This is a genomic window from Streptomyces sp. NPDC007971, from assembly GCF_042958635.1.
Taxonomy (GTDB): Bacteria; Actinomycetota; Actinomycetes; order Streptomycetales; family Streptomycetaceae; genus Streptomyces.
Genome location: NZ_JBIBJK010000002.1, coordinates 109834 through 128012, shown reverse-complemented (window position 1 = coordinate 128012; position 18179 = coordinate 109834). Strand labels below are relative to the sequence as shown.

Below are 18179 nucleotides of genomic sequence, written 5' to 3'. Positions count from 1 at the left end.
TAATCGGTCATAGCGTATGCGATATGAACAGATGTCACATCGCATACCTCGCGTGCACCACCGCCCTCGTCGGCGCGGGCCTGGGCGCGGCCGCCCCCGCGGCGGCCGCCCACAGGCCCCTGGTGGTCAGCCCGGGTGAATCGATCCAGAAGGCGGTGGACGCCGCACGGACCGGGGACACCGTTGTGGTGCTCGCCGGTACCTACCACGAGAGCGTCAAGATCAGCACTCCCGGTGTGACGCTGCGGGGCGTGGGCGCCGGGACGGTGATCGAGCCGGCCGCGCCGAAGGCTGCGACGAAGGCCACCGACAGCTGCTCCGAGGGCGGCAACGGCATCTGTGTGGTGGGCACCAGGACCAGGAACATCGCGAACGTCACCGTCGAGGACCTGACCGTGACCGGCTTCAGCCGCACCGGCGTGTTCGGCACGGCGACGGACACCATGACCGTACGCAGGGTGAACGCCTACAAGAACGGCGTGTGGGGCATCGCCCTGGAGGGCTCCGTGCGCGGGGTCGTCCAGGGCAACCGCGCCCACGACAACGGCGACGCCGGCATCTTCCTCGCCAACACCATCAAGGAGGAGGCGGGCGCCTACGACTCCGGGCAGACGCTGGTCGAGCACAACCGCGTGGAGAACAACCGGATCGGCATCACCGTGCGCAGGCTGCGCAACCTCACCGTCCAGGCGAACTACGTCACCGGCAACTGCGCCGGGGTGTTCGTCGTCGGCGACGAGAACCGGCCCAAGGCCGGCGACATCACGGTGACCGCGAACCGGGTCACCGAGAACAACAAGTCCTGCCCGAAGACCGAGCGGCTGCCCGCGCTGCAGGGCTCCGGGATCGTCCTGACGGGGACCGAGAAGACCCGGGTGACCGGGAACCTGGTCGCCCGCAACACGGGCACGTCCCCGCTGTCCGGCGGCATCGTGCTCTTCAAGAGCTTCGTGGGCGTGACCAGCGACGCCAACCGTATCGACGAGAACGCGGTGGAGAACAACTCCCCCGCCGACCTCGTGAACACGGACACCGGCAAGAACAACGCCTTCGTACGCAACTCCTGCCGGGCCTCCCAGCCGGCAGGGCTGTGCTGACCGCCCGACCACTGCCCCTGCTGGACCGACGCAGGCCGAAAGAGAAGAGAGGGCGGCAGATGACGTCCGCTGAAACAGCCCCACCGCCACCCATGCGGCTGCGCGAACTCGCGTTCGGGGCGGCCTGTGCCGCCGCCGTCCGGGCCGCCGCCCGGCTGGGCGTCGCCGACGCCCTCGGCACCGCCCCGATGGCCGTCGAGGACCTCGCGGCCGCGGTGAAGGCCGAACCCAAGCCGCTGCGCAGGCTGCTGCGCGCCCTGTCCTGCTACGGCGTCTTCGCCGAGCAGCAGGACGGCACGTTCGCGCACACCGACATGTCCCGGCTGCTGCGCGAGGACGACCCGAACAGCCTGCGCGCCATCACCCTGTGGACCACCGAAGCGTGGACCTGGGACGCCTGGCCCCGGCTCGACGAGGCGGTGCGCAGCGGCAGGAACGTGGTGGAGGACCTCTACGGCAAGGAGTTCTTCACCTACCTCAACGAGGACGCCCCGCAGTCCGCGGACGTCTTCAACCAGGCGATGACCCGCTCCAGCGAGCAGTCGGCGCGGGACGTCGCGGCCCTGCTGGACCTGTCCGGGGCGAAGTCGGTCGCGGACATCGGCGGTGGCCAGGGCCACGTGGTGGCCTGCCTGCTGGACAAGTACCCGATGATGCGGGGCAGTCTGCTCGACCTGCCCCGGGTGGTCGACAACGCGCTGCCCCGGCTGCGCGAGGACGGCGACCTCGGCGACCGCGCGCGGATCGTGCCCGGCGACGTCCGGGAGGCGATCCCGGTCCAGGCCGACGTCTACATCATCAAGAACATCCTGGAGTGGGACGACGAGAGCACGGCACGCACGCTGCGCAACGTCGTGGAAGCGGGCGGCCCCGGCACCCGGGTCGTCGTCATCGAGAACCTGGTGGACGACACCCCCTCGATGCGCTTCAGCACCGCCATGGACCTGCTGCTGCTCCTCAACGTCGGCGGGGCCAAGCACACCACCGACTCCATGGTGAGCCGGCTGACCTCGGCGGGCCTGCTGGTGGACGACATCCGGCCGGTCAACCCGTATCTGCACGCGTTCGACTGCCACGTGCCCGGGTGACGGGGCACCCGGACACGACGCACCGGCCGCCGGGCCCGCGACACTGCGGGCCCGGCGGCCGGTGGCCGTCCGGGGGTCGCCGTACGGCTCAGTCGCGCTCCCAGACGTAGAAGCGATGTGCCATCGCGTCCTTGGGGGACCTCCAGGTCTCCGGGTCGTACGCGCTGACGTACGCCGACAGGCGCTCGCTGATGTCCCGGAACTCGGGGTGGTTCGTCACCTTGGCGATGGCGGGTCCGGGCTCGCGCTCGGACTCGACGAGGTGCATGTACACATCGCCGAACTGGAAGAGGCTGCGCCGGGTGACCCCGACGAGGTGGGGCAGCTCTCCGCGGTCGGACTCCGCGAACACCTTGGCGATGTCGGGGGCGGAGCCCGGGGCCATCCGGGCGACGATCAGGGCCTGGTGCATGGGAGGTGCTCCTTCGTCCGGCTCAGTCGGCCAGCGCCGGCGCGGGCCGGTGCCCGGTGGCGGCCTTCTCGATCTTGTCCCGGATGAGAGCCATCTGGACCTTGGAGTTGCGGTTGATGTTGTCGGTCATCCAGTCGTCGTCGACCGGGGCGTCCGGCTTCATCGCGAAGTCCTGCGTCCAGACCATCCGGGTGCCGGCGGGCACCTCCTCGTACCGCCAGTGGATGTCCATGTGGGCGAAGGGCCCGGTCTCCACACGGCGCGCCTTGACGGTGAGGGTCTCGCGGTCGGGCTCGCGCTCGGAGACCCAGCTCCAGACGGTGCCGTTCTCGTCCGGGTGCATGGTCAGCCGGAACGTCGTCTTCCTCCCCTCCCGGGAGAGGACCTCGACGGACGCGTACTCGCTGAACAGCTCGGGCCAGCGCTCCAGGTCGTTGGTCATGTCCCAGACCAGGTCCAGCGGAGCGGCGATGGTGATCTCGTTCTGGGTGTGTCCTGCCATGTCAGGCTCCTGCCATCAGGGTGCTGTTGACGAGCTCGAGGAACTGCCGGGGCGTCTTGCAGCGCTCCGCGTCCGGGGGCATCGGGGTGCCGTGGGCGTTCTCCAGCTCGCCCACGATGCCGAGCAGGCCGAGCGAGTCGACGCCGAGGGCGTCGAAGCCGGCCTCGCCCTGCTCCAGCAGCGCCTCCGGGGCGACGGTGATCCCGGCGGCCTTCTTCATCAGCGCGGCCAGTTCTTCCACAGTGATCTTTGCGGTCATGCGATTACCTCCTGTACTGCTAGGCGTTGACAGCGCCGTGCCGCAGCACGAGCGCCGAGTTCGACCCCATGAGCCCGCGGCTGAGCACCAGCGCCGTACGCAACTCGGCGACGCGGGCGCGCCCGGTCACGAGGTCGAGGTCGTGGCAGACGTCGAAGACGTTCGGCGTGGGCGGGATCAGTCCGTGCTCCATCGCGAGCACGGCCGCCGCGCTGTCCAGCACGGGCGCCGCGCAGTAACCACGCCCGATACCGGTCTTCGGTGCCGTGACCGGCACCCGGGCCGCGTGCGCGCCCAGGGCGTCGGCGATCGCCAGCGCCTCGGCCCGGTCCGCCTCCGGCACCCCGAGGGCGTCGGCGAAGACGACGTCGACCTCCTCGGGCGCACAGCCGGCCTCGTCCAGCGCCAGCCGGACGGCGTGCGCCAGGCCGTCCCGGGACTCCGTCCAGCGGGAGGCGCCGGTGAAGGTGGCCGCATGGCCGGCGACGAAGGCACGGATGTCCGCGCCCCGCTCCCGGGCGGACCGCTCCGCCTCCACCACGAGCATCGCGCCGCCCTCGGCGGGCACGAAGCCGCAGGCGGCCTCGGTGAACGGACGGTAGGCGCGGGCCGGGTCCTCCACGCGGCTCAGCTCCTGGTAGCCGAGCTGGCAGACCACCGAGTAGGGCGCGAGCGGGGCCTCGGTGGAGCCGGCCACGATCACAGCGGTGCCGCGCCGCACCGCCCGGGCCGCGTGCGCGAGGGCGTCCAGGCCCCCGGCCTCGTCCGAGGCGACGACCGAACAGGGGCCCTTGAACTTGCGGCGGATGGAGACCTGGCCGGTGCTCGCCGCGTAGAACCAGGCGATGGACTGGTACGGGCCGACGAACCGGCTGCCCTTGCCCCACAGCTGCTGCAGTTCGCGCTGGCCGAACGCGCCGCCGCCGGACCCGGCCGCGGTGACCACACCGATGGAGTACGGCGCCTCGGAGGCGTCGGCCTGGCCGAGCCCGGCGTCGTCCAGTGCGAAGTCGGCCGCGGCCATCGCGAAGTGGGTGAACCGGTCGGTCTGGACCAGGAACCGTTCCTCGATGGTTGCCGCCGGCTCGAAGGCGCGGACCTCTCCGGCCACCCTCAGCGGAAGGTGCTCACAGCCCTCGCGGGTGACCCGGTCGAGGACGCTGAGGCCTTCCTGGGTGGCCTTCCAGAAGGTGTCGGTGCTGGTTCCGTTGGGCGCGACCACCCCGATGCCGGTGACGGCCGCGCGCCGGTCATGCGGTTCGCTCATCGTGTCCTCTCCCTCGTCCGGGTCAGGACCACCGCGGACTGGAAACCCCCGAACCCGCTGCCCACGGACAGGACGCTGGTCAGCTTCCGTTCGCGGGCGACGCGCGGGACGTAGTCCAGGTCGCACTCGGGGTCGGGGGTGTCGTAGTTCGCGGTCGGCGGTACGACCTGCTTGGCCAGGGCCAGCACGCACGCGACCACCTCGATCGCCCCGATCGCCCCGAGGGAGTGCCCCACCATCGACTTGATGGAGCTCATGGGGGTGTCGTAGGCGTGCTGGCCGAGCGCCCGCTTCACGGCCGCCGTCTCGTGGCGGTCGTTCTGCCGGGTGCCGGAGCCGTGTGCGTTGACGTAGTCGATGGCCGTCGGGTCGATCCGGGCGTGGTCGAGTGCCGTGTCGATCGCCCGGGCCATCTCCAGGCCCTCACTGGTCAGGCCGGTCATGTGGTAGGCGTTGCCGAAGGTGGCATAGCCGCCCAGTTCGCAGTACACGTGGGCGCCACGGGCCCGCGCGTGTTCCAGCTCCTCCAGGACGAGCACCGCGCCGCCCTCGCCCATGACGAACCCGTCACGGTGATTGTCGAAGGGCCGGGAGGCGTGTGCGGGGTCGTCGTTGTTCGGGGAGGTGGCCTTGATCGCGTCGAAGCACGCCATGGTGATCGGGGAGATCGGCGAGTCCGACGCGCCGGCTATGCAGATGTCGGCACGGCCCTCCTCCACCGTGTGGAAGGCGTATCCGACGGCGTCCAGGCCCGAGGTGCAGCCCGTGGAGACGGTCTGCACCGGACCCTGTGCGCCGAATCGTTCCGCCACCGCGGAGGCGACCGTACTGGGCGAGAACGCCCGGTGCAGATGCGGCTGCGCCTCCCGGTGGTCGACGTCCCAGCGCTGCCCGTGCTGGCTCACCAGGACGTAGTCGTGCTCCAGGCGGGTGGTACCGCCGACCGCGGTACCCAAGGAGACCCCGACCCGCCAGGGATCCTCCCCGGCCAGGTCCAGGCCCGAGTCACGGACCGCCTCGTCCCCGGCGACCAGGGCGAACTGGATGTACCGGTCCGCCCGGGCGACCTGGTCCGCGTCCAGGCCGTGCGCCGCCGGGTCGAAATCGCACTCGGCGGCGATCCGCGACCGGAGCCCCGTGGGATCGAAGAAGGTTATGCCCCGCGTCGCGGTCCGGCCATCGGCGAGCAGATCCCAGAATGCCGGTACGCCGATGCCGCCCGGAGCAACGATGCCTATGCCAGTGACCGCCACGCGCCGGGTCATGACAGAACCTGACCTCGGTCGTGGGCGGCACCCGCGGGCGCCGGCTCGGTGACCACCGCCGCCGCGCCGATCACCTCGGTCTCCTCGGTGTCCACATGGCCCAGCTGAGGCCGCGGCGCCAGCGGACCCAGGTGGAAGACGATCCGCGCCTCCACCTTGCCCACGTTGCGGAAACGGTGCCGCATGTGGGCCGGGATCATCAGACCCTGCTCGGGACTGAGGGCATGCGGTTCGCCGTCCAGGTCCACCTCCAGCTGCCCGCAGACGACGTAGACGAACTCCTCGGAGTAGGGGTGGTAGTGCTCACCGATGCGGTCACCGGGCTGCACGATGGCCACGCCCATGAAGCCGCTGGTGGAGCCGACCGTGGCCGGGGTGAGCATGGCGCGCAGGTCGCCACCTCGCCGGACGTTGGGCTCGACCTCACTGAGGTCCACGATTTTCGGACGGTGTTTGATGGACAACGTTTCCTCCGTTGACTCTGCCGCGCTGACGCTCGGCGGTTGGGAAACCCGGCCGCCGGATCAGGCACCCGGCGAACGTCGGTCGGTGATCAGGGCCATGCGGGCGGCCTCCTCGTCGAGCAGCTCCCGCACCTCCGCGGCCGCACGCGAGCCCGCCGGCAGCGCCTCCACGTCCCGGTCGCCACGCACGTCGACCAGCCGCATCACGATGTCGTCGCGCTCGAAGACCGTGCTGCGCAGAACCGGGCTCGCCGGGTCGTCCGCGGCCACCGTGTCCGCCTCGGACAGCAGCTCGGCCAGCCGCATCCCACAGCCCGGCCGGGCCGGATAGCACAGGGCCTGCCGTCTGCCCTCCGGCTCCTCGCCCGCGCTCACGTGGTGCACGGCCGGCAGCGCCGCCCGGGTGAAGAAGACCCGCGCCGACTCCTGGTCGTTGAGGTCCCGCTCCTGCTCCAGATACGGGTTGATGGCCTCCTCGACGGCCCGCACCTCCGGCTGCCGGGCCACGTGCCGCAGCGCCGCCATCAGGTCGCCGCGCACCTCGATGGCCCGCACCACACGGTTGCCGTGCATGAACAGCGAGGTCCGGCACAGCCGCGTCGTGTCGTCCACCCGGGCCTCGGGCGAGGCGTAGTCCGAGAGGATCTTCCGGACCTTCTCCTCGCTGCCCGGCTGGACCGTGAAGGTCAGCGCGTGCCGGATCACCCCGTCGCCGATGCGCGGGTGGGCCTGCAGCCGCCGCTCCTCCGGTGGCATCTGCGCGGTGGCGACACCGGTCTCCCGCACGATGTGGAAGCGCAGCGACCGGGTGTCACGGACACAGCTGTGCAGCGGCTGCACCATCCGCACGTGCTCCTCGCTGTTCACCCAGGTGAGGAACGGCGGGGCACTCTCCCACTCACTCGTGATGAGCCATTGGGACGGATTCTCGATGGACTGGCACAGCTGGTCGCTGACATGACCGGGAACGGATGCAACCTGGTTGCACAGCTGCTCGTACGCCTCCAGGAACTGCTGCTGCGCGCCGTCGTACACGTCGACGAGCAGGACGACCCGGAGCCGGGAGCCGTCGAACACGGACTGGGAGACACGCTTCGAACCCTCACGGGCCGACGCTTCTGAGTGACGTTCAGACGTCGTGGTCATCCTGGACACATCTCCTTCGCGGGGGCAGAGGCGACGCCGGCCGCCGGCAACGCGACGGCAGCGTTCCTTGATCCTGTGCCTGTCCCCACAAGCCCGCGACTCGTATGAACCACGTGGGTGATTGGGCACGCGGAGCGGGCGCCACCGGGCAAGAGAACTCACAGGCGCCCCACACGCGCACCCCTGCCTCTGGAGGCTTCGATGCATCAGAAAGCCGACATCCGGGTCCCCGTCCTCATCGTGGGCGGCTCCCTGGTGGGCCTTTCCATGTCCGTGTTCCTGGGCCGTCTCGGTGTGCGGCACATGCTCGTCGAACGGCACTCCGGGACCTCGATCCACCCCCGAGGACGCGGCAACAACGTACGGACGATGGAACTGTTCCGGGTGGCCGGCATCGAGCCGGACATCAAGGCCGCGGCCTCACTCCTCGCCGACAACCACGGCATCCTGCAGACACCCACCCTCGTGGGTGACGCCGGCGAATGGCTGTTCAAGCACATCGACCCGGGCGGCGGACTCGCCCGCTTCAGCCCCACCAGCTGGTGCCTGTGCAGCCAGAACGACCTCGAACCCGTCCTCCTCGACAACGCCCGGGAACTCGGTGGCGACCTGCGCTACTTCCACCAGATGGAGTCCTTCGAACAGGACCCCGACGGCGTGACGGCAACCGTCCTGGACCGCACCACCGAGCAGCGGTTCACCGTCCGCGCGGACTACCTCGTCGCGGCCGACGGCCCCCGCAGCCCCGTCCGGAACGCCCTCGGCATCGGCCAGACGGGCCCCGGCGACCTCTTCGCCAACGTCAGCGTCACCTTCCGCTCCGCCGCCCTCGCCGACGTCGTCGGCGACCGCCACTTCATCTGCTGCTACCTCACCCACCCGGACGCCGACGGCGCCCTGCTCCCCGTCGACAACAAGGAACGCTGGGTCTTCCACGCCCCCTGGCACCCCGAGGACGGCGAGACGCTGGAGGAATTCACCGACGAACGCCTCCAGAGCCACATCGGCCGGGCCGTGGGCGTCCCCGGCCTCGACGTGGAAATCACCGGAAAGGCGTCCTGGCGTGCCGCCGAACGGGTCGCCGACCGGTACGCCCTCGGCAGGGTCTTCCTCGCCGGCGACTCAGCCCACGAGATGTCCCCCACCGGCGCCTTCGGCTCCAACACCGGCATCCAGGACGCCCACAACCTGGCCTGGAAACTCGCCGCCGTCCTCGACGGCTGGGCAGGCCCCGGCCTCCTGTCGAGCTACGAGGCCGAACGCCGCCCGGTCGCCCTCGCCACCAGTGCCCGCGCCTCCGCCCGCTCCGTCGAACACAGCCACCCCGGCTTCGCCCCCGCCCCCGGCGTCGGCGCCGGCAGGCGCGGCGGCATCCTCAACGTCGTCCTCGGCTACCGCTACCCCGACGGCGCCGTCCTCGGCGCCCGCCCCGACGAGCCCGTCGTCCCCGACAGCCTCGAACTGTCCGGCCGCCCCGGCACCCGCGCCCCGCACCTGCTGCTGCGCCGCGCCGGACAGCGCATCTCCACCCTCGACCTGTACGAACGCTCCTTCGTCCTGCTCACCGACGCCCCGGACGACGCGGGCTGGTACGAGGCGGCCCGCCGCATCGCCGGCACGGACGGCGTACGGCTCGCCGCGTACCGCATCGGCCCCGGCGCCGACGCGGACCTGACGTACGACACCGAGGGCGACGACTGGGCCCGGCTGCACGGCACCACCGCCGACGGGGCGGTCCTGGTACGCCCGGACGGCTACGTGGCCTGGCGGGCGACCGGGGCGGTCCCGGACCCGGAGGGAACGCTGCGACAGGTGCTCAAGAGCCTGCTCGGAACACCCTGACCTGTGCAGACGACGAAGGCCACCCGGGTTGTGGGACACGGGTGGCCTTCGTCCTTTCGGAGCCCCCTGTCGGATTCGAACCGACGACCTACGCATTACAAGTGCGTTGCTCTGGCCGGACTGAGCTAAGGAGGCATTCGCACGCCACGAACCCGCGCGCGAAGGGCGGCTCCACTGTACACAGAGCTCGTTTCCCCGAGCCACGAAGTTCCGCGGCCCACCCGATCCAAAACCGTACGTGACCATCCGAGCACGCGGGCGCCGCGGTCCGGCGGCGTCCTGCCCCCGGTCGAAAATTTCCGCGAACTTCACAGGGCTCCGGGTACTGACATACGAGGTGAACGCCAGGTACCGTCCTGACCCAGTTCACTGGTGTGGACTACACCAACCACCTTCCTACAACGGATCGTCCGGCACGTTCCTGCCGGTAGAAGGGGGCCCATTCACCATGGCCACTGTCACGTTCGACAAGGCGACCCGGATCTACCCGGGTTCCACCAAGCCCGCCGTCGACGCGCTCGAGATCGCGATCGAGGACGGCGAGTTCCTCGTCCTGGTCGGCCCGTCGGGCTGCGGAAAGTCCACCTCGCTGCGGATGCTCGCGGGCCTGGAGGACGTCAACGCCGGCGCCATCCGTATCGGTGACCGCGACGTCACGCACCTGCCGCCCAAGGACCGGGACATCGCCATGGTGTTCCAGAACTACGCGCTCTACCCGCACATGACGGTCGCCGACAACATGGGCTTCGCGCTCAAGATCGCCGGCGTCAACAAGGCGGAGATCCGGCAGAAGGTCGAGGAGGCCGCGAAGATCCTCGACCTCACCGAGTACCTGGACCGCAAGCCGAAGGCCCTCTCCGGCGGTCAGCGCCAGCGTGTCGCGATGGGCCGTGCCATCGTGCGCGAGCCCCAGGTCTTCCTCATGGACGAGCCGCTGTCCAACCTGGACGCCAAGCTCCGGGTGAGCACCCGTACCCAGATCGCCTCGCTGCAGCGCCGCCTCGGCATCACCACCGTCTACGTCACCCACGACCAGGTCGAGGCCATGACGATGGGCGACCGTGTGGCCGTGCTCAAGGACGGCCTGCTCCAGCAGGTCGACTCGCCGCGGAACATGTACGACAAGCCCGCGAACCTCTTCGTCGCCGGCTTCATCGGCTCCCCGGCCATGAACCTGGTCGAGGTCCCGATCACCGACGGCGGCGTGAAGTTCGGCAACAGCGTCGTCCCGGTCAACCGGGAGGCCCTGTCGGCCGCCGCCGACAAGGGTGACCGCACCGTGACCGTCGGTGTCCGGCCCGAGCACTTCGACGTGGTCGAGCTGGGCGGGGGCGCCGCCGCCTCCCTGTCCAAGGACAGCGAGGACGCCCCGGCCGGTCTCGCCGTCTCCGTGAACGTGGTCGAGGAGCTGGGCGCCGACGGCTACGTCTACGGCAGCGCCGAGGTCGGCGGCGAGACGAAGGACCTGGTCGTCCGCGTCAATGGCCGCCAGGTGCCGGAGAAGGGCTCCACCCTGCACGTCGTCCCGCGGCCGGGCGAGACCCACGTGTTCTCGACCTCCACGGGCGAGCGGCTCTCCGACTGACCGACCTGACCTGCGCGCATGCGCCGAGGTTGACGAAATGGGCCCCGCGGACCGCCGCGGGGCCCTTTCGCTGTCTACGCATACCCCGGCACAGCGATCATTTCGGGCGGTGCGCGTCAACCCTCTACCCAGAAAGATGCGGACCTTCATCGCCCGTACGGGTGACTAAATGTCGCCAAATCATCACCGGGCGCTACCCTCACTCGCGTGAAGCACTCCACCAACCCTCAGACACGACGCGGCCATCGGGGCGGCCCTGCCCGCCGTATCGGCCGCACTCTCGCCCTCGTCCTGCCCGTCGTCCTGGTGCTCTCCGGAACCCTCGCGGTCACCCGGGTCAACTGGACGGGGAGCCCCTCCAACTCGGTGCTCACCGCCTCGGACGTCTCCTCCGCGGAGGTGTCCTCCAAGGCGGCCTCCCGCGCCCCGCAGGACGTGCTCCGCGACCAGTTGATGAGCGAGCTGCAGGACCGGAACCCGGGCGTGGTCCTCACCCACCTCCAGCAGGCGATCAACGGGCGCCCGTCGCTGGCGAAGCACTGCTCCTCCATCGCCCGTGCCCTGGGCCAGGCCGCGGTGCGCATCTACGGCGCCTCGCGCGCCCAGTCCTACGCCCGTCCGGTCTGCGACACGGCCTTCGCGTCGGGCGTACTGGCCGCGCACAGCTAAGCGCGGTTGGGAAGTGGGTAACGGCTCCTTAAGGAGCCGGTTGCGGTCGGAATCCCGGCCGGGGCGCCACGTACAGTTCGGAGCATGACCCATCCGAGCGCCGCGTTGCGCCCCACTCAAGCCGTTGTCCTGGCCGGTGGCCAGGGCTCACGGCTGCGTCCCTACACCGACGACCGGCCCAAGCCGATGGTCGAGATCCCCGGCACGGGCACTCCGATCATCGGCCACCAGTTGGCATGGCTCGCCGAAGAGGGCGTGACGGACGTGGTGGTCTCCTGTGGCCATCTCGCCGAGGTCCTGCAGAAGTGGCTGGACTCGGCCGACCTGCCCGTCTCCGTGACCACCGTCGTGGAGACGGAGCCCCTCGGCCGCGGTGGCGGTCTCAGGTACGCCGCCACCCATCTCCCCCACCCCGACCGGCCCTGGTACGCCACCAACGGCGACATCTGGACCCGCTTCTCCCTGCGGGACATGGCCGACTTCCACACCGAGCGGGACGCCGTCGCCACCCTGGCGCTGGCCCGGCCCCGGATTCCCTGGGGCGCGGTGAAGACCGACGGGTTCGGGCACATCACCGACTTCATCGAGGCGCCGCCGTCCACGTTCGAGATCAACGCCGGCGTGTACGTGTTCTCGCCCGGGTTCGCCTCCCTGCTGCCCGAGCGCGGGGACCACGAGCGGACCACGTTCCCCCGGCTGGCGCGGGAACGGCAGCTGGCCGGGTTCCCCATTCCGCAGGGGGCCTACTGGCGGGCCATCGACACGGCGAAGGACCTGACCGAGGCGGCCAAGGAGCTGGCGGCGCTGGGCCGCTGACAGCTCTGCGGGACGGTTCTGCGGGACAGCTCTGCGGGGGTCGTACGGTGACCGCGCGTGGGCGGCGGCCTGTCGCGCCCACGCGGTGGAGCCGCGTGGGCGATACGATCCCCGCGCCCCCGAGCCGGTCACCCCCTGCGAGCGCGTCAAAGGGCCCCGTACCTTCCGGTACGGGGCCCTTTGTGGTCCTGCTCGGTCAGCCCAGCAAGCCGCCCACCAGACCCGGCTGGCCCGTGGAGGTGGAGCCACCGGACGAGGTGCTGCCGCCGGCGGAGCTGGTCGGCCCCGCCGTCGTACTGGGGGCGCCACCGCTCGTCGGGGCGGACTGGCGGGGCGGGACCTGGCCCACGGTGCCCTGGGTCTGGCTGGGCGTCGTGGTGGTGGCGGTCCCGGCGCTGCGGCTCGCCCCCGGGGTCGTGGCCGCCCGGGAGGGGCTCGCACCGGCGGTGGCGCCGCCCGTGGGCGAGCTGGAGGCCGACGGGGTGCTGCTGTGGCGCCTGCCGGGCTGGTGGGGCAGCGGCGAGCCCGGCTGGTTGTTGCGGGGGGCCTCGCCGGGGCCGGGGACGACCACCCGGCTGGAGTCGCGGACGGCGCCGCCCAGCAGGGAGCCGACGAGCAGCGTGAGGCCGACGGTGATGGCCGTGATGAGAGCGCCGCGACGCAGCACGTAGCTGCGCAGTTCCCAGATGTCGGAGCGGGGGCCGAGGGTGCGCCAGGCACCGGCGGCGAGGCGGCCGTCGACGGAGTAGACGGGGGCGCCGGCGATGATCAGCGGGGACCAGGCGGCCAGGTAGATGATGTCGGGGGCGTCGTAGGCGGGGACCGTCTGCCAGCTGACCGTGACGATGAGGGCGGCGGACAGCAGGGCACCGACGACCGCGGCGACGCGCTGCCAGCAGCCGAGGACGGTCAGGACGCCGACGACGACCTGGAGGAAGGCGATGACCAGGCCGGAGCCGACCGGGTGGTGCAGGGCGAACTGGCGCAGCGGCTCGGCGACTTCCCAGGGGTGCAGGGTGTTGAGCCACTTGACCATGGAGCCACGCTTGCCGCCGTCGAAGTAGACGGGGTCGCACAGCTTGCCCATGCCGGCGTAGATGGAGATGAAGCCGAGGAAGACGCGGAGGGGGAGGAGCACCACGCCGAGGTTGAGGCGGCGGCCCGGGTAGTAGGCGTGCCGGGCCGGGTCGTCGCCGTGCCGGGTCGCCAGGCGCTCGCGGGGCTCCTCGTCGAGATCGTCGTCGTCGAGATCCTCGTAGTCGTCGTACGGTTCGAACTCGTCGCCCGCGTAGGCCGGTTCGCCGTAGGTGTCGGTGTCCGAGCGCATGTGCGGCAGGAGCCGGGTGCCGTCGTCGCAGGGGGTTCGCTGGTGGCCGACGACGGGGGTCTCGACGGTCTGGTCGAGGTTGTCGTAGCCGCCGCCGTATCCGGGCTCGACGCGTGGGATGACCTGGGTGGCGCCGACCTCGGCGGGCTCGTCGGCGTGACGGACGCTGCTGCCCCGTACGGCCTGCAGAAGGCGGTGGGCGCCGGTGTCGTCGGGGGCGGACTTGCCGCTCCACACGACGGGGCGGCGGCGGCCGGGCGCGGCGGCGCCGGACCGGGCCGCCGTGCCCACGACCGGGAAGCGGGCGGTGTCCTGGGTGGCGCTCAGGTGGCGGGCGATCCGCGGGGACCGGCTGCGCTTCGCCGTCGCGCCCAGCTGCACGCGGAAGCTGGCGTGATTGACGATGACCTGCGCCGGATCGCTCGGCACCTTCACCATGCTCAGCGCGGGAGCGTCGTCGTATCCCGACGAGCGGTCCCCCGTGGGTGTGCGGGGTGTTCTGGTGTCCACACGTACCTAACCGAGCGACGTGGGGTTTGGACACTGCTTTGACCGGGCGGATGTGTCCGGACCCCGTCAAAGCAGCCCAGAGCGCCAGAATTACCCCGTACGGGTGAGGTTACGGACGCGTGTTCAGGCCCGTCGGCGCGCCGCCTCGTACAGGACGATGCCGGCTGCCACGCCTGCGTTCAGCGATTCCGCGCCGCCCGGCATCGGGATGCGCACCCGCACGTCGCAGGTCTCGCCGACCAGTCGGGACAGACCCTTGCCCTCGCTGCCGACCACGATGACGACGGGGCCCTGCAGGGCCTCCAGCTCACCGAGCTCGGCCTCGCCGTCGGCGGCCAGGCCGACGATCGTGAGGCCGGCCTTCTTGTACGCCTCCAGGGCCCGGGTCAGGTTGGTGGCGCGGGCGACCGGGGTGCGGGCGGCGGCGCCGGCGGACGTCTTCCAGGCGCCGGCGGTCATGCCGGCCGAGCGGCGCTCGGGGACGACCACGCCGTGGCCGCCGAAGGCGGAGACGGAGCGGACGACCGCGCCGAGGTTGCGCGGGTCGGTGACGCCGTCGAGCGCGACGATCAGCGGGTCCGCGCCCTCGTCGTAGGCGGCGCCGGTGAGGTCCTCCGGGTGCGCGTACTCGTACGGCGGGACCTGCAGGACCAGGCCCTGGTGGTTCAGGCCGTTCGTCATGCGGTCCAGCTCGGGGCGCGGTGCCTCCATGAGGTTGATGCCGCCGCGCTCGGCGGCGAGCTGGAGGGCCTCGCGCACACGCTCGTCGTTGTCGATGAACTGCTGGACGTAGAGGGTGCTCGCGGGCACGCCCTCGCGCAGCGCCTCGACCACCGGGTTGCGGCCCACGACCAGCTCGGAGGGCGACTTGCCGGCCCGGCCCCTGGGCACCGGGCGGCGCACGGCCTGCTTGGCCTTGGCGTTCGCGACGCGGTTCTTCTTGTGTCCCTTGCGCATCTCGGCGGGCGGGGTCGGCCCCTTGCCCTCCAAGCCCTTGCGTCGCTGGCCGCCACTGCCGACCTGCGCGCCCTTCTTGCCGGACATGCGGCGGTTGTTCGCGGCCATGACCTACCTGTCCTCGTGAGCTTTCGTACGTACGTCTTATGCAGTGTGCCGCCCGGAGGGCCGGGCGGCACAATCGATCAAGCGGGGCTAGCGCGGACCGAGGGTCCAGCGCGGTCCCTGCGGGCTGTCCTCGATGACCAGCCCGGCCTGGCCCAGCTGGTCGCGGATGGCGTCGGCGGTGGCCCAGTCCTTACGGCTCCGGGCCGACTCGCGCTGGTCGAGGACGAGGCGTACGAGGCTGTCGACCACGCCGTGCAGGTCCTCGCCGCGGTCGGCGCCGGTGCCGGCCCAGAACTCGTCGAGCGGGTCGAGACCGAGAACGCCGAGCATGGCCCGCACCTCGGCGAGCCGGGCGACGGCGGCCTCCTTGTCGTCGGCGGCCAGGGCGCTGTTGCCCTGCCGGACGGTGGTGTGCACGACGGCGAGCGCCTGCGGGACGCCCAGGTCGTCGTCCATCGCCTCGGCGAAGGCGGGCGGCACCTCGGCCGCCGGCTCGACGGCTCCCCCGGCCTTCTCCACCACGCGCTGCACGAAGCCCTCGATCCGGGCGAACGCCGACTCGGCCTCGCGCAACGCCTCCTCGCTGTACTCGATCATCGAGCGGTAGTGCGGGGTGCCGAGGTAGTAGCGCAGCACGATGGGGCGCCACACCTTGACCATCTCGGACACGAGGACGCTGTTGCCGAGCGACTTCGACATCTTCTCGCCGCTCATGGTGACCCAGGCGTTGTGCACCCAGTACTCGGCGAAGTGGTCGCCGAACGCCTTGGCCTGGGCGATCTCGTTCTCGTGGTGCGGGAAGATCAGGTCGAGGCCGCCGCCGTGGATGTCGAAGGCGGCGCCCAGGTACTTGTGCGCCATGGCCGAGCACTCCAGGTGCCAGCCGGGACGGCCGCGGCCCCACGGCGTCTCCCAGCTGGGCTCGCCCGGCTTCACGGCCTTCCACAGCGCGAAGTCGCGCGGGTCCCGCTTGCCGGTCTCGCCCTCGCCTTCGGGCTGGCGGAGGTTGTCCAGCTCCTGGTTGGAGAGCTGGAGGTACTCCGGGTAGGAGCGCACGTCGAAGTAGACGTTGCCGTCGGCGGCGTAGGCGTGCCCGCGCTCGATGAGCGCGCGCATCATCTCGATCATCTCGGGGACGTGCCCGGTCGCCCTCGGCTCGTACGTGGGCGGCAGGCAGCCGAGCGCGGTGTAGCCGTCGTTGAAGGCGCGCTCGTTCTCGTAGCCGATCGCCCACCAGGGGCGGCCCTGGTCGGCGGCCTTGGCGATGATCTTGTCGTCGATGTCGGTGACGTTCCGGACGAACGTCACCTCGTAGCCGCGGTACTCGAACCAGCGGCGCATGATGTCGAAGTTGAGGCCGGAACGGATGTGCCCGATGTGCGGTGCTGCCTGCACGGTGGCGCCACACAGGTAGATCGAGACACAACCCGGCTTGAGCGGGGCGAAGTCACGGATCTGCCGGGCACTGGTGTCGTACAGGCGAATGGTCACCACTCCAGGGTAGTGGGCCGGGGGCAGTGGGTTGCACCGGTCCGGCCACATCCCGGCCCCGTCGTCAGGCCGTCCGGGCCACCAGGGCGGTGGCGACGGCCATCAGCCCTTCACCCCTGCCGGGGAACCCGAGTCCGTCGGTGGTGGCGCCGGAGACGGACACCGGTGCGCCGGCCGCGTCGGTGAGGATCTTCTGGGCCTCGTCCCGGCGTCTGCCGATCTTCGGGCGGGGGCCGACGACCTGGACGGCGATGTTGCCGATGGTGAACCCGGCCTCGCGGACGATCCGGGCCGCCTCGGTGAGCAGGGTGACCCCGGAGGCACCGGACCACTCGGGGCGTCCGGTGCCGAAGTGCCGGCCGAGGTCACCGAGCCCGGCGGCGGAGAAGAGCGCGTTGCAGGCCGCGTGGGCGACGACGTCGGCGTCGGAGTGCCCGGCCAGACCGGGGCCCTCGCCCTCCCACTTCAGGCCCGCGCACCACAGCTCGCGGCCCTCCTCGAAGGCGTGGATGTCAGTGCCGATGCCGACCTGGGGCAGCAGGGGGACGCCGCCCTGCGGCTGCCCGGGTCCGGATGCCTCAGAAGCCATCGTTGAGCCTCCTGCGGGCGAGGACCGCCTCGGCGAGGACCAGGTCGAGGGGGCGGGTGACCTTGAAGGCCTCCTCGTGGCCGGGGACGGTGACGACGCCCAGGCCGAGCTGCTCGACCATGCTCGCGTCGTCGGTGACGTCCTCGGTGACGGTCTCGTGGGCGCGGACCAGGGTCTCGCGGTCGAAGCCCTGGGGCGTCTGCACGGCGCGCAGCCGGGCCCGCTCGGGCGTGGCCACGACCGGCTCGGGCTCGCCGGGTGCGGCCGCGGGCTCGACCTCCTTGACGGTGTCGGCGAGCGGCAGCGCGGGGACGACGGCGGGGGCGCCCTCGCGGACGGCCTCGATGACCGCGTCGACCGTGTCGACGGGGACCAGCGGGCGGGCCGCGTCGTGGACGAGGACGACGCCGTACTCGGGCGGCAGCGCGTCCAGGCCCAGCCGGACGGACTCCTGGCGGCTGTCCCCGCCGGGGACGACCAGGAAGTCGGTGCGCTCGGGCAGGGCGTGCGCGTCGAGCAGGGACTTGACCTCGGCGGCGCCGTCCGGCGGGGCCACGACGATCACCAAGGAGACATGGCGGGAGGCAGCGAGGGCGCGGACCGCGTGGATCAGCATGGGCGTGCCGTTCAGCGCGCGGAGCGCCTTGGGGGCGCCCGGGCCGAGGCGTACGCCCCGGCCGGCGGCGGGAATCACGGCGGCGACGGGGATCTGCGCGGGTGAGAGGCGCGAATCGTCAGACATCGGTTCCTGTCAGGTTTGTGTGCTCGACCTACGTGGGTATGGC

18 protein-coding genes and 1 tRNA gene are annotated in these 18179 nt (G+C 71.4%); 6 read left to right on the top strand and 13 right to left on the bottom strand.

The features are described from left to right. The first annotated feature begins 23 nt into the window (after positions 1-23). On the top strand, positions 24-1097 hold the full coding sequence (locus ACFZCP_RS04330) for a right-handed parallel beta-helix repeat-containing protein (RefSeq protein ID WP_391423918.1): 1074 nt from the start codon (positions 24-26) through the stop codon (positions 1095-1097). A 59-nt stretch (positions 1098-1156) separates the two neighbouring features. Continuing rightward, positions 1157-2185: a methyltransferase gene (locus ACFZCP_RS04325; protein WP_391423916.1), complete on the top strand. Its 1029-nt coding sequence runs from the start codon at positions 1157-1159 to the stop codon at positions 2183-2185. Between the two features lie 88 nt (positions 2186-2273). On the opposite strand, the gene ACFZCP_RS04320 is transcribed toward ACFZCP_RS04325, so the two are convergent. The 7 genes from ACFZCP_RS04320 to ACFZCP_RS04290 all read right to left on the bottom strand — a co-directional run bounded on the left by ACFZCP_RS04320 (position 2274) and on the right by ACFZCP_RS04290 (position 7500). Beyond that, positions 2274-2597 carry a TcmI family type II polyketide cyclase gene (locus tag ACFZCP_RS04320; RefSeq protein WP_362681567.1) on the bottom strand — a complete coding sequence of 108 codons (324 nt, stop codon included), beginning with the start codon at positions 2595-2597 and terminating at the stop codon, positions 2274-2276. Positions 2598-2619: 22 nt separating this feature from the next. Then, positions 2620-3099, bottom strand: a complete 480-nt coding sequence (locus tag ACFZCP_RS04315; RefSeq protein ID WP_362681570.1) for an SRPBCC family protein — start codon at positions 3097-3099, stop codon at positions 2620-2622. Between the two features lies 1 nt (position 3100). Next, a complete protein-coding gene (locus ACFZCP_RS04310; protein ID WP_391423914.1) occupies positions 3101-3358 on the bottom strand; it encodes a phosphopantetheine-binding protein in 258 nt (85 codons plus the stop codon). 19 nt (positions 3359-3377) lie between these two features. Continuing rightward, the gene (locus ACFZCP_RS04305; RefSeq protein ID WP_391423912.1) at positions 3378-4625 is read right to left on the bottom strand and encodes a beta-ketoacyl synthase N-terminal-like domain-containing protein; all 1248 of its coding nucleotides are present in this window, start codon (positions 4623-4625) and stop codon (positions 3378-3380) included. Continuing rightward, complete coding sequence (locus tag ACFZCP_RS04300; protein WP_391423911.1) at positions 4622-5890, bottom strand: beta-ketoacyl-ACP synthase II; 1269 nt, start codon at positions 5888-5890, stop codon at positions 4622-4624. The genes ACFZCP_RS04305 and ACFZCP_RS04300 overlap by 4 nt, the downstream gene beginning before the upstream one ends. Further along, positions 5887-6327 carry a cupin domain-containing protein gene (locus ACFZCP_RS04295; RefSeq protein ID WP_362682021.1) on the bottom strand — a complete coding sequence of 147 codons (441 nt, stop codon included), beginning with the start codon at positions 6325-6327 and terminating at the stop codon, positions 5887-5889. Before ACFZCP_RS04295 ends, ACFZCP_RS04300 begins: the two co-directional genes overlap by 4 nt. Positions 6328-6414: 87 nt before the next feature. Further along, positions 6415-7500, bottom strand: a complete 1086-nt coding sequence (locus ACFZCP_RS04290) for a SchA/CurD-like domain-containing protein (protein ID WP_391423908.1) — start codon at positions 7498-7500, stop codon at positions 6415-6417. Between the two features lie 201 nt (positions 7501-7701). Between ACFZCP_RS04290 and ACFZCP_RS04285 the strand changes: the two genes are divergently transcribed. Further along, positions 7702-9342, top strand: coding sequence for an FAD-dependent monooxygenase (locus ACFZCP_RS04285; RefSeq protein WP_391423906.1), 1641 nt, complete (start codon positions 7702-7704; stop codon positions 9340-9342). Between the two features lie 60 nt (positions 9343-9402). On the opposite strand, the gene ACFZCP_RS04280 is transcribed toward ACFZCP_RS04285, so the two are convergent. Then, positions 9403-9477, bottom strand: a tRNA-Thr gene (locus ACFZCP_RS04280). A gap of 313 nt (positions 9478-9790) precedes the next feature. On the opposite strand from ACFZCP_RS04280, the gene ACFZCP_RS04275 reads away from it, so the two are divergent. The 3 genes from ACFZCP_RS04275 (at position 9791) to ACFZCP_RS04265 (ending at position 12412) form a co-directional block, all read left to right on the top strand. Further along, positions 9791-10927, top strand: a complete 1137-nt coding sequence (locus tag ACFZCP_RS04275) for a sn-glycerol-3-phosphate ABC transporter ATP-binding protein UgpC (protein WP_362681588.1) — start codon at positions 9791-9793, stop codon at positions 10925-10927. A 207-nt stretch (positions 10928-11134) separates the two neighbouring features. After that, positions 11135-11596, top strand: a complete 462-nt coding sequence (locus ACFZCP_RS04270; protein ID WP_391423904.1) for a hypothetical protein — start codon at positions 11135-11137, stop codon at positions 11594-11596. Between the two features lie 84 nt (positions 11597-11680). Continuing rightward, positions 11681-12412 (top strand): nucleotidyltransferase family protein, encoded by a 732-nt coding sequence (locus ACFZCP_RS04265; RefSeq protein WP_362681594.1) that lies wholly within the window; start codon positions 11681-11683, stop codon positions 12410-12412. 196 nt (positions 12413-12608) lie between these two features. Here the strand turns inward: ACFZCP_RS04265 and ACFZCP_RS04260 are convergent, their stop codons facing one another. The 5 genes from ACFZCP_RS04260 to ispD form a co-directional block, all read right to left on the bottom strand. Beyond that, positions 12609-14249 (bottom strand): DoxX family membrane protein, encoded by a 1641-nt coding sequence (locus ACFZCP_RS04260; RefSeq protein WP_391423902.1) that lies wholly within the window; start codon positions 14247-14249, stop codon positions 12609-12611. A 123-nt stretch (positions 14250-14372) separates the two neighbouring features. Beyond that, positions 14373-15314 carry a 23S rRNA (guanosine(2251)-2'-O)-methyltransferase RlmB gene (gene rlmB, locus ACFZCP_RS04255; RefSeq protein ID WP_362681600.1) on the bottom strand — a complete coding sequence of 314 codons (942 nt, stop codon included), beginning with the start codon at positions 15312-15314 and terminating at the stop codon, positions 14373-14375. Positions 15315-15401: 87 nt separating this feature from the next. Next, a complete protein-coding gene (gene cysS, locus ACFZCP_RS04250; protein ID WP_391423899.1) occupies positions 15402-16805 on the bottom strand; it encodes a cysteine--tRNA ligase in 1404 nt (467 codons plus the stop codon). Positions 16806-16869: 64 nt separating this feature from the next. Continuing rightward, a complete protein-coding gene (ispF, locus tag ACFZCP_RS04245) occupies positions 16870-17394 on the bottom strand; it encodes a 2-C-methyl-D-erythritol 2,4-cyclodiphosphate synthase (RefSeq protein ID WP_362681607.1) in 525 nt (174 codons plus the stop codon). Next, on the bottom strand, positions 17384-18136 hold the full coding sequence (ispD, locus tag ACFZCP_RS04240) for a 2-C-methyl-D-erythritol 4-phosphate cytidylyltransferase (RefSeq protein ID WP_391423897.1): 753 nt from the start codon (positions 18134-18136) through the stop codon (positions 17384-17386). Before ispD ends, ispF begins: the two co-directional genes overlap by 11 nt. Positions 18137-18179 lie beyond the last annotated feature (43 nt).

What these genes read in the sequence shown, in the direction of transcription:
- ACFZCP_RS04330 (WP_391423918.1), top strand. Translation starts at nt 24, where the DNA reads ATGAACAGATGTCACATCGCATACCTCGCGTGCACCACCGCCCTCGTC.
- ACFZCP_RS04325 (WP_391423916.1), top strand. Translation starts at nt 1,157, where the DNA reads ATGACGTCCGCTGAAACAGCCCCACCGCCACCCATGCGGCTGCGCGAA.
- ACFZCP_RS04320 (WP_362681567.1), bottom strand. Translation starts at nt 2,597, where the DNA reads ATGCACCAGGCCCTGATCGTCGCCCGGATGGCCCCGGGCTCCGCCCCC.
- ACFZCP_RS04315 (WP_362681570.1), bottom strand. Translation starts at nt 3,099, where the DNA reads ATGGCAGGACACACCCAGAACGAGATCACCATCGCCGCTCCGCTGGAC.
- ACFZCP_RS04310 (WP_391423914.1), bottom strand. Translation starts at nt 3,358, where the DNA reads ATGACCGCAAAGATCACTGTGGAAGAACTGGCCGCGCTGATGAAGAAG.
- ACFZCP_RS04305 (WP_391423912.1), bottom strand. Translation starts at nt 4,625, where the DNA reads ATGAGCGAACCGCATGACCGGCGCGCGGCCGTCACCGGCATCGGGGTG.
- ACFZCP_RS04300 (WP_391423911.1), bottom strand. Translation starts at nt 5,890, where the DNA reads ATGACCCGGCGCGTGGCGGTCACTGGCATAGGCATCGTTGCTCCGGGC.
- ACFZCP_RS04290 (WP_391423908.1), bottom strand. Translation starts at nt 7,500, where the DNA reads ATGACCACGACGTCTGAACGTCACTCAGAAGCGTCGGCCCGTGAGGGT.
- ACFZCP_RS04285 (WP_391423906.1), top strand. Translation starts at nt 7,702, where the DNA reads ATGCATCAGAAAGCCGACATCCGGGTCCCCGTCCTCATCGTGGGCGGC.
- ACFZCP_RS04275 (WP_362681588.1), top strand. Translation starts at nt 9,791, where the DNA reads ATGGCCACTGTCACGTTCGACAAGGCGACCCGGATCTACCCGGGTTCC.
- ACFZCP_RS04265 (WP_362681594.1), top strand. Translation starts at nt 11,681, where the DNA reads ATGACCCATCCGAGCGCCGCGTTGCGCCCCACTCAAGCCGTTGTCCTG.
- rlmB (WP_362681600.1), bottom strand. Translation starts at nt 15,314, where the DNA reads ATGGCCGCGAACAACCGCCGCATGTCCGGCAAGAAGGGCGCGCAGGTC.
- ispF (WP_362681607.1), bottom strand. Translation starts at nt 17,394, where the DNA reads ATGGCTTCTGAGGCATCCGGACCCGGGCAGCCGCAGGGCGGCGTCCCC.
- ispD (WP_391423897.1), bottom strand. Translation starts at nt 18,136, where the DNA reads ATGTCTGACGATTCGCGCCTCTCACCCGCGCAGATCCCCGTCGCCGCC.